At 32.3% G+C, this 9,684-nt stretch carries 10 protein-coding genes and 1 tRNA gene; 4 read left to right on the top strand and 7 right to left on the bottom strand.

Annotated features, from left to right (window positions below):
• Window positions 1–63: 63 nt before the first annotated feature.
• Window positions 64–1,338, top strand: a complete 1,275-nt coding sequence (locus tag AA81_RS04275) for a sigma-70 family RNA polymerase sigma factor (RefSeq protein WP_103898308.1) — start codon at window positions 64–66, stop codon at window positions 1,336–1,338.
• 87 nt (window positions 1,339–1,425) lie between these two features.
• Window positions 1,426–1,500 (top strand) — tRNA-Glu (locus AA81_RS04270).
• A 105-nt stretch (window positions 1,501–1,605) separates the two neighbouring features.
• Here the strand turns inward: AA81_RS04270 and AA81_RS04265 are convergent.
• Genes AA81_RS04265 through rpmH form a run of 6 tightly spaced genes read right to left on the bottom strand, consistent with a single transcriptional unit; the run spans window position 1,606 to window position 5,298 of the window.
• The gene (locus AA81_RS04265; RefSeq protein ID WP_103078528.1) at window positions 1,606–2,433 is read right to left on the bottom strand and encodes a hypothetical protein; all 828 of its coding nucleotides are present in this window, start codon (window positions 2,431–2,433) and stop codon (window positions 1,606–1,608) included.
• A 59-nt stretch (window positions 2,434–2,492) separates the two neighbouring features.
• Window positions 2,493–3,143, bottom strand: a complete 651-nt coding sequence (gene jag / locus AA81_RS04260) for an RNA-binding cell elongation regulator Jag/EloR (RefSeq protein WP_103898307.1) — start codon at window positions 3,141–3,143, stop codon at window positions 2,493–2,495.
• A gap of 8 nt (window positions 3,144–3,151) precedes the next feature.
• A complete protein-coding gene (gene yidC / locus AA81_RS04255) occupies window positions 3,152–4,540 on the bottom strand; it encodes a membrane protein insertase YidC (RefSeq protein ID WP_169999607.1) in 1,389 nt (462 codons plus the stop codon).
• 1 nt (window position 4,541) lies between these two features.
• On the bottom strand, window positions 4,542–4,811 hold the full coding sequence (gene yidD, locus AA81_RS04250; RefSeq protein WP_103078525.1) for a membrane protein insertion efficiency factor YidD: 270 nt from the start codon (window positions 4,809–4,811) through the stop codon (window positions 4,542–4,544).
• On the bottom strand, window positions 4,808–5,164 hold the full coding sequence (gene rnpA / locus AA81_RS04245) for a ribonuclease P protein component (RefSeq protein WP_103898305.1): 357 nt from the start codon (window positions 5,162–5,164) through the stop codon (window positions 4,808–4,810). The genes yidD and rnpA overlap by 4 nt, the downstream gene beginning before the upstream one ends.
• Entirely contained in the window at window positions 5,164–5,298 is a 135-nt protein-coding gene (rpmH, locus tag AA81_RS04240) for a 50S ribosomal protein L34 (RefSeq protein ID WP_012208441.1), read from the bottom strand. The genes rnpA and rpmH overlap by 1 nt, the downstream gene beginning before the upstream one ends.
• Before the next feature lie 306 nt (window positions 5,299–5,604).
• Between rpmH and AA81_RS04235 the strand changes: the two genes are divergently transcribed.
• Both AA81_RS04235 and AA81_RS04230 read left to right on the top strand, forming a co-directional pair.
• On the top strand, window positions 5,605–6,486 hold the full coding sequence (locus AA81_RS04235) for a damage-control phosphatase ARMT1 family protein (protein WP_103078522.1): 882 nt from the start codon (window positions 5,605–5,607) through the stop codon (window positions 6,484–6,486).
• A 55-nt stretch (window positions 6,487–6,541) separates the two neighbouring features.
• The gene (locus AA81_RS04230) at window positions 6,542–8,053 is read left to right on the top strand and encodes a 5'-nucleotidase C-terminal domain-containing protein (protein WP_103898304.1); all 1,512 of its coding nucleotides are present in this window, start codon (window positions 6,542–6,544) and stop codon (window positions 8,051–8,053) included.
• Window positions 8,054–8,091: 38 nt separating this feature from the next.
• On the opposite strand, the gene mutL is transcribed toward AA81_RS04230, so the two are convergent.
• On the bottom strand, window positions 8,092–9,684 hold a 1,593-nt coding region (mutL, locus tag AA81_RS04225), incomplete at its 5' end, for a DNA mismatch repair endonuclease MutL (protein WP_103898303.1).

Here is a 9,684-nt window from a genome sequence, read left to right as displayed (position 1 = left end):
ATTTTCGTGATAGAACCTTTATTAATTTCTTTATTCTAATTTTTTAATAGAAGGTGAGTTTTTATGATAGAAAAAGGCAAAAGTGCGAACTTTGAATCGAAAAGCACAGATTTTTCCCAAGTTGATAAAAGCTCAAAAGTCGAAAAATATTCCTTATCTTTAACTATTAAAAAAAGTCCTACTGTCATCACTGATGAAATATTAAGGAAAATCAAAAAAAAGCTATCGAAGGATCGGAGTTCAGTAACTTTTGAAGAAATTGATGAATCTATTCCTACCCAAATGCGTGAGAATTTTACACTAGAATTTTTAATAACTTTTTACAATGAATTAAAGAAATCTAATATTTCTGTAGTAGATAGTTCAATACGTCACTTTTATGAAGATGATGAAGAAAAAGATTTGCAGACTAATGAAGAATATAAAGATTCTGAAGAATACGAAGAGATTTTCGAAGATTTTGCTGATGTTGAAGTCGAGATGTGTGATAATATTTCGTTGCAGGATCCAATTAAAATATATCTGAAAGAGATTAGTAAGAGCAAATTATTAACACCTTCACGAGAAAGAAAGCTTGCAAGAAAGGCCCAGATGGGAGATAAAAGAGCCAGAGAGGAGCTTATAAAAGCTAATCTTAGATTAGTTATCAGTATTGCTAAAAGGTATGTTGGTCATGGATTAGGCTTTTTGGATCTCATACAAGAAGGAAATATAGGTTTAATGAAAGCTGTCGCTAAATTCGATTGGAAAAAAGGTTACAAATTCTCTACTTATTCTTATTGGTGGATACGCCAGGCAATAACAAGAGCGATTGCTGATCAGGGAAGAACCGTAAGAATCCCAGTTCATTTGGTAGAAACAATAAATAGAATGAATAGGGTGGTAAATAAGTATGTTCAAGAACATGGTGAAGTGCCTGATTTAGAAGAACTCTCTGTTTTGATGGACAAGCCTGTAGATAAGATGAAAGAGGTATTAATTAGTGCTAAAAATATATTCTCCTTAAATGCTCCAGTTTCTAACGACGTAGATGCTGAAGGAGAAACTGAGGTGCTCGATTTTATTGACTCTGAATCACCTACTCCCGATGAAGAAGGAAGAAAGATGGTTATTCGTCAAAAAATGGAAATGATCATCGATACGCTCTCACCTAAGGAAGCCATGATACTAAAAATGAGATATGGTTTCGTGGATGGGAAACAAAAAACGCTCGAAGAAGTTGGAGAATTTTTTAACGTAACAAGAGAAAGAATAAGGCAAATAGAGTCTAAATCTATCAGAAAATTGAAACATCCCGCTAGAAAAAAGATGATAGAAAATATTATGCAGGAATATTAGAAGCGCATTTTTAAGTTTCAAATCTATTGACAAAGTAATTGATGGTTGATATAATTACTAAGGATTTGAAAATGAAAAGATACCATTGGCCCCATAGGATAACGGCTAGTCCATTGGATTCTCAGTCCAAGAGTCAGGGTTCGATTCCCTGTGGGGCTGCCAGAAATAAATATCGGGTAGGAAATAGATAAAATTTTTATCAACTTCCTACCCGATTAAATTTAGTAATTTTGAGGCAAATCTATTTAATTTAAGGGAAGGGTATAATCACAATTTTTCCGTAGGAATGGTTCCACATTCAAGGACATGATTGTAAAGATTAAAAGAGCTATCAACAGCTGATTTCAATGTATAACCTTTTATGATATTACTGATAAAATTAGCTTCAAAAGCTGACACTGCCTCTTCAAAGTACTTTTTTTCTTTAACTTTAACTTCATATATTTTTCTGTCAAAAGAGATCGCATCTTTTGCTAAAATTATCTTATTATTGGCTTTTAACTTGCTACTTTTTTCTGCTAATTGTCTATATGCCTTTTTAGAGCTCAAAAAAAGATAATCACATGTAAATTTATCAATTTCATCTATACAAAATTCCCGTAAATCAACAAATATTCTTCTTTTTACCTTAGTTAGATCAATTATCTTTTTGTTCCAGGAGTTATACACTATAAAAAGATTTTTAATATTGTACAGATATTCGGTAATAAATTCAGGTTCTACCTTTAAAGTTGTATTACGAAAATCTATGTATTCAGTATTTTCTTCTATGTTTCTGACTTTTCTTGTATTTCCCCCAGCTTTGTCCATCCAAATAATAGGAATTTCTTTTGTTTGAAAAATTTTTAATATTAATTCAATATATTCATCAGAACTTAAAAAATCAAATATCGATGGTTTGAGATGAAAATAATCATTCAAATAAATAACAACCCTTCCCCCTGGACCTGCTACCTCAGTTGTTATTTTGATATTATCTTTTATTTTTTTTATAATATGTTCGATTTCTATACCACCTAAAACACCAATATCAGGAAGATTTTCTCTACTGATTATGGAAAGAACTTGTTCTTGATATTGGTAAGCAGTTTTCAATTATATTTCCTCCCCCAATGTTTTGAATACTGTGCTTAGTGTCGATGTAAGTGCTTTTATTAATTGTGACCATTTTTCGAGGGGTAGATCACTACTTTTCTATAAGGTTCTAGCCCTATTGAGGTGGTGTGTAATTTTGGATAATTATAATTTATGTACTTGTGAATTATTTTTCTTTCAAAAGAAAACATGGGAGCCAATTCTACCTTGTCATTAGTCGTTATTGCCTTTTTGGCCGCATTGTCTGCTATTAGTTCTAAGCTTTTTTTTCTTTTCTTTCTATAATCTCCAACATCCAATTTTACATCACATTTAGTATCCGTCATTCTATTGACATAAATCATTGTTAAATGCTGTAGAGCTCCAAGGTTCCGCCCTTGTTTACCTATTACTTTACCCAAGTTTTCCCCTTCTAAAAAAACTTTCAAGTTCTTATTGTGATAATTTATATTGATATCAACATCTTCTTCAAAATAAGAAAGAATATTTTTCAAAAAATTTTTTACTCTATTGATAAGATATTTTTCATTAGGATAAGCTTCGATAATGAGAGGTTTTTTACCTATCCCTAGAAACCCCTTGGAAGGTTCTTGAATAATCTTATAAGAAATCTCATCGATACATGATGCGTTAAAATCTGATTTTGCTTTTTCTAAAACCGATTCCAAATCAGTTCCTTCAAATTTCGTCTTACCTTGTAATTTAAGCAATTATCATTTCACCTCCTGACAGGCTTTGGACCCAAACCAACGAGTTGTCTAATCGTAATGCCTTTGACGTTGTAAATCCTGTTGTACACAAATGTCAACAAGGTTTGTATTACAGAATTCATTGAATAATAAATGAATACCCCGACGGGTAATCCAATTAAAATGAAAGGGAACACTACAGACATAATTACCGACGTCCATGCGCTCCTGGCATCTTGCGACATTAAAAGGGCATTTATTAAAGAAGCAATTATAGCTATTAATAGTAAGAAAAAATTGGCTTGGAAACCGCCTTGAGAAAGATCTGTCCAAAAGAGAAATCTGGGGTTGTATGCATAACTACCTTCAAAATAATAAATCACCTGCCATAATATGATCATAATGGGCAGAGGAATCAAAGAAGTCAAACAACCTCCGGCAGGGTTAACTCCTTTTTCCTTGTACAGTTTCATCATTTCTTCTTGTTGTTTTTGAGGGTTCTTATATTTTTTCCTTATTTTGTCAAGCTCTGGTTGTAACTGTTTCATTTCGATCATGGATTTCTTTTGTCTCCCATATACAGGGAATAGTATTGCATTTACTATGAGGGTGAAGAGTATTATAGCCCAACCGAAATTACCTGTTACTTTAAATAGCCACCAGAAAAAGTTCACGAACCAATAAAAAATATTAGTAAAAGGTCCAAATTTACCTAAATCCTGCATTAAATCGATTATAGTAGAGTAAGTATTTCCTTCTTCTATACCGTCAAAAGTTTCTTTTATAAAAATTTTTTTGGTAGGACCCAAATAAGAAATTATTTTGTGATCTGAATAATTTAATGGAGTTAAATATTGGTTTTGAGAAAATTCTATCTCTTCAGGGGTATAGATGGCTAACGTAGAATCTAAGGCTTCACCTGTTAAAACGGATTTGTCAATGTATGAAACAAAAACATTACCGCTGTATCTTATTCCAGAAGAAAAGGATATGCTCGGTAAAACAACGTATCCATTCAAATTTTTAAATTGAACATCAAAATGATAGTTAGGATCGTTATAAAACTTATAAATCTTCTGCCCTCCATTGGGGAAAAAGTAGTTTATTTCGATATAACTTTGATCTTCCGCCAATCTTATATTATAGTTACTTGGTAAAATTTCTGTCATATTTTGAGTATCTAAAATATTGTAACTATCTCCTGTGTACTCATAAACTAATTCATATTTTTTAGCTCTGCTATCATAGAGTTCGAAATTTAAAATATGCCCATTTTGATCTAACTTCAGTCTGTACAATTTCATTTCAATGTTAATTTCTTTATTTAGTGAACTTTCTGATACCATTATTTCAGGTATTGCAAAGGCTATAACGTTCAAAAATAATAGTAACATCAAAAAAAACAATCCTTTTTTCAAGTCATACACTCCTTCTGTGTTGTTTGTTTTTTTCTTTTTTATGAACAAAAAAATAAAATTTTTCGGGGACAGGGTCATAGCCCCCTTTGTGTAATGGGTTACATCTGATAAAACGTCTAAATCCCAAATACAAACCTTTAAACACCCCGAACTTTTCCACCGCTTCATAGGTATAAGATGAGCAGGTCGGTAGGTAAATACATTTGGGAGGGGTTGCAGGCGATATATGTTTTCTGTAAAAATCTATAGACTTGAGAACAAACTTTTTCATTCGTTTATCTTCCTCACCAACTTTAAAATAAGACTTTTTATTTGGAAATAATCTATTCGTTTAAAATTTTTAGATAATTCTTTTCTTGGAATGAATACGAAATCGTATCCTATTGGGAAAAAAGTTTTGTTGGTTCTATATATTTCTCTGATGTATCTTTTAACTGAGTTTCTAACAACTGCGTTGCCAAATTTTTTGTTCACAATTATACCAATTCTGTTGTAATCCATAGTATTTTGCGCGTATATTATAACAAAATTATTGTCGATTAAACGCCCGCCCTTTTCAAAAACATTTTTGAAATTCCTTTTTAATCGTAAGCGTTCTTTTTTCTTGAAAGTTTGCCCTTCCATTATACTGTTAAGCGTTCTCTGCCTTTTGCTCTTCTTCTTCTTAAAACATTTCTTCCAGTTGATGTTCTTTTTCTAGCTAAAAAGCCATGAGTTCTTTTTCTCTTTATCCTAGATGGTTGATATGTTCTTTTCATTTTTTCACCTCCAAATCCTTTTAAATTAAATGGTTTATTGAAAATAAAATTGCTATGTATTTGTGTAGAGTTGTTTAATCTATCTTAAAGACAGATATAACCAATAGAAGCTGAATATTTGCTTTTAAAGCTATCGAATATATTATAATGATTTAATGTTTTAATGTCAAGAAAGAGAAGTAACAATTTTTTTGGACAAATTTTTCTTAACAAAATACTAAACAAAACTAATACTAAATTAATTAAACAATGATAAAATTAAAAGTAGTTTTGTAGGGATTTTAGAAGTTCATGGGGTGAACAGAGATGAATATAGATTATGAATGTATTAATTGTCTTCTAAACCATTCTTCTGAGTTAATGGATAAAATTAATGCTAACTCTTCGTATTCTTCTAATAACATTTTTGATAATTACAAAAGGGTCATTCTAAAAACATTCGGTGAAGTGAATCCTACCCATACACCTTACTATTTGGTAAAAACATTTTATGATGCTTTTTTTGATATTTTTGGTGAAAATGATTACTTTCATTCAGAAAAAGCCGACTTGAACCAACTTTTTTTAGAGGTTTATGATGATCTGCTGGATTTTTGTTTTTCCAGCAAGGATCCTCTTTATACTGCCTTCAAATTATCACTGATGGGAGAGCTTTTTTGCCACAATTCGGAGAATTCCTTTGGTGAGTTAGAGATTGAAATTCAAAATTTTTATAACACAAAGAGGGTAGCAATAAACGATTTAGAAAAATTTAAAAAAGAGATTAAAAATGCTCATTTCCTGCTTTTTCTTCATAATTATGCTGGAGAAATAGTTTTTGATAAATTGTTTATAAGAGTATTAAAAGAATTAAACCCCAACTTGATTATTCATTCTGCTTTGAAATCTCGTCCAGTTTACAAATGTGCGACTAAAAAAGATGCCGATCAAATTTTTTTAAAGGAAGTTTCTATTCCTTTTGAAAGTGGGTCTAAATATTTGGGCACCGATTTAAGCTTCGTTAGTCGATCTTTCAAAAATATCTACGATGAAGCAGATATTGTAATAGCCAAAGGACAATCTAACTTTGAAAGTTTGGTTGATGAAAATACAAAAAAATCAATTTATTATTCTTTTGTTGTTAAGTGTAAAAAAATCGCCAAAAATCTTGATGTGAACAAAGAAGATTTAATATTTAAGCGAAGCTGAATTTTGGGTGCCAATTAATGTGTGATTGAAACCAACTCAAAAGGAGGGGAACAAAATGAAAAGAGTTTTAGGCATTTTAGTTGTTATGATTTTGGTTTTATCAGTATTTGCTGGACCTAACCATTTAGTGATTTTTCACATGAACGATACCCATGGACATGTGTGGGGAACGGAAGATGGTGGAGGATTCGCCAGAGCAGCTACTCTGATAAATCAAGCAAGAGAAGAAGTAGCTAAGGAAGGTGGAGCAGTACTTTTTCTACATGCTGGCGATGTAAACACAGGGATTCCAGAATCTGATCAGTTGGATGCAGTTCCTGACTTTTTGGCCTTACATTACATGGGTTTGGATGCTATGGTTTTGGGTAATCACGAATTTGACAAGCCTTTTGAAGTGCTTGAGAAGCAGTATGAAGTAGCACAATTTCCGTTCTTAGGGGCAAATTTTGTCGATGAAAAACGTGGCGGACCAGTTTTTGAACCATATGTTATAAAAGATTATGGTGATTTCTCTGTTGGAATTATTGGTCTTGTTACAGAGCAAACAAAAGTTTTAGAACCAATTTATTTAGGCGAGAATACAATTGTGAACGCAGAAGAAACTTTAAAAAAATATCTTCCAATTGTCCAAGAAAAAGCTGATGTAGTTATAGTCCTTGCGCACTTAGGTTATCATGCAGATGGAGGAAGGCCTAACTTGTCTGTTGAGTTCACTACCTCAGATGAGCTAGCTGAAAATGTACCCGGAGTAGATATTATAATAGATGGACATTCTCACACTTTGTTAGAAACACCTGTAGTAATCAATAATGTTATAGTAGCACAAGCTGGAGAGAATGCAGAGAATATTGGGAGAATAGATTTATGGATCGATGACGGTAGAATAGTCGATTGGAGGGGAGAAGTAATTCCACTCAAATCTGATATCCCTGAAGATCCTTTCATAAAAATGTTTACAGATGCTTTTTATCAACTTGGATCAGAGGCTTTGAATGAGGTTGTTGGAGTAACAAAAGTATATCTCGACGGGGAACGTGCCCACGTTAGAAGTGACGAAACGAATCTAAGCAATCTTATAGCAGATGGTATGATTTGGAAAACAGGTGCAGATGTTGCTTTAATGAATGGTGGTGGGATAAGAGCACCTATTGAGGCCGGAGAGATAACCTACAGAGACATATTAACCGTTTTGCCTTTTGGAAATACATTGTACGTTTTAGAATTGACTGGGAAAGATATTATGGATGTTTTAAATTATGCTGCTACAATTCCTGATGGCCAGGGAGCTAAGTTACATGTTGCAGGGCTAACTGCAGAAATGAAAGGTGGAAAAGCTACAAACGTAAAAATAAACGGTAAACCCATTGATTTGAACAAAACTTATAAGGTTGTTACCAACAACTATGTAGCTGCTGGCGGAGACGGTTATACAATGCTTGAAGGTAAACCTGGTTACGATACATACTTTAGAGATGCAGATGCGTTACGTGAATACATTGCTCACTTGGGAACTATTGAAGATTATACTTCTGAAGAGAGATTAATAGAATTAGATCAAGTTAAGTGAACACACAAAAAGGGGTGTAAGAAAAAACTACACCCCTTTTAGATTCTTCCAAAGTATTTATCTAAGGTTTTAAAGGTGATTTGGATCATTATCGGTCTACCATGTGGACAGGTTAGTAATTTTTTTTCAAAAATGGTTTTTAAGAGTGTCTCCATACCGGTAGGATTATCTTTAGTTTTTACAGCCGCTCTACATGCCATAGTAGCTAAGTTCTTATCAAGTATGTTTGATTGTTGATCAAAATTTGATATTCTTAAATCATCTGCTATCTCAAATATCAATCTTTCAGCATCATCAATTTTCACAGGGGAAGGGAGCCCTTTCACAATAATTTCTCTTTCGACTTCTTCTAATTTTATACCCAATTTTTCTAGGTGATCTTTGTTATCTAAAATTATCCCTCTTCTTACTTCGTCTAAAGATATTTTAAGAGGGGTAAGGAGAAGGTCGGAAGTAAGTCCACCTTTTTCGTATAGGTTTTCTTTTAAAATTTCGTATATATAACGCTCATGTGCGGCATGAAAATCTACTAAAAGTAATTTGTCTTCCCCTTCAACTACCAGATATCTTTCAGCAACTATACCCAAAATTCTTAATTTTTCAAAAGAATTAATTTTCTCAACAGGTGTAAACGTCTGATTCTTTTGATATTCAAAACCTTTAAAATCAAAGGTTTTTGATGGTTCATAAAGTTTATAATTATTATCAAAATGATTATGTTCTTCTTGAAGATCTTCTATTTCAGAGTTATTAAAAAATTCGTCTGTATGTTCAAAATAATCTGTTTTTGGAGTGTTTTGTGAAAAATTAACTTTTTGTGAGTCTTCGTTCTTGCTGTATAAATTTTGAACAGAAAACGAAGAAGTTTTTTTATTCGCATCAATTGTATCGCTACTACTTATAAATTCCATCGTAAAGTGAGTGTTTTTCTTAAGAGCCTCTCTTACAACTTTTTTAAGTAAAGAAGCTATCTTTTGTTCGTCCGTGAATTTTACTTCCAATTTTTGAGGGTGAACGTTTACATCAACCATATCTGGTGATATTTCTATGAATATTATTCCATAAGGATGAATTGATTTTTCTAGCATCTCACCGTAACCTTTTTCCAAAACGGAGTAGAGTGAGGCCGCCTTAATATACCTGTTGTTTACAAAAAAGTGTTGGGCGGTTCTATTATTTCTTCCAACTTTTGGTTGTGAAATAACTCCAGATATTTTGTACACTGAATCGTTGTGTTCAATTTCTATGAGATCGTCTTTTTTTAACTCGGGATATATTTTTAAACATTTTGTAATTAGATCCATATCAGAAGAAAATTTGTAGATTTCTTTGTTTTCTCTGATATATGTTAAGTTAATGTTGTTCGTAAAAGCAAACTTTTCTATAATCTCTGTAACGTATCTTCCTTCTGCAGAATCACTTTTAAGAAATTTTCGGCGTGCGGGAATGTTGAAAAAAAGATCCATAATCTCTATTTTCGTTCCATTTGATGAATTAACTCTCTTTTTTTCTATTATTTTTCCACCTAATATTTCCAACATTGTTCCAACTTCTGATTCAGATGGTTTGGAGGTCATTTTCATTCTAGAAACCCTTGAAATTGAAGAAAGTGCCTCACCTCTAAAACCAAA

The organism is Petrotoga halophila DSM 16923 (assembly GCF_002924615.1).
Note: the sequence above shows the minus strand (reverse complement) of the source record. Positions and strands in the feature narration are given on the sequence as shown.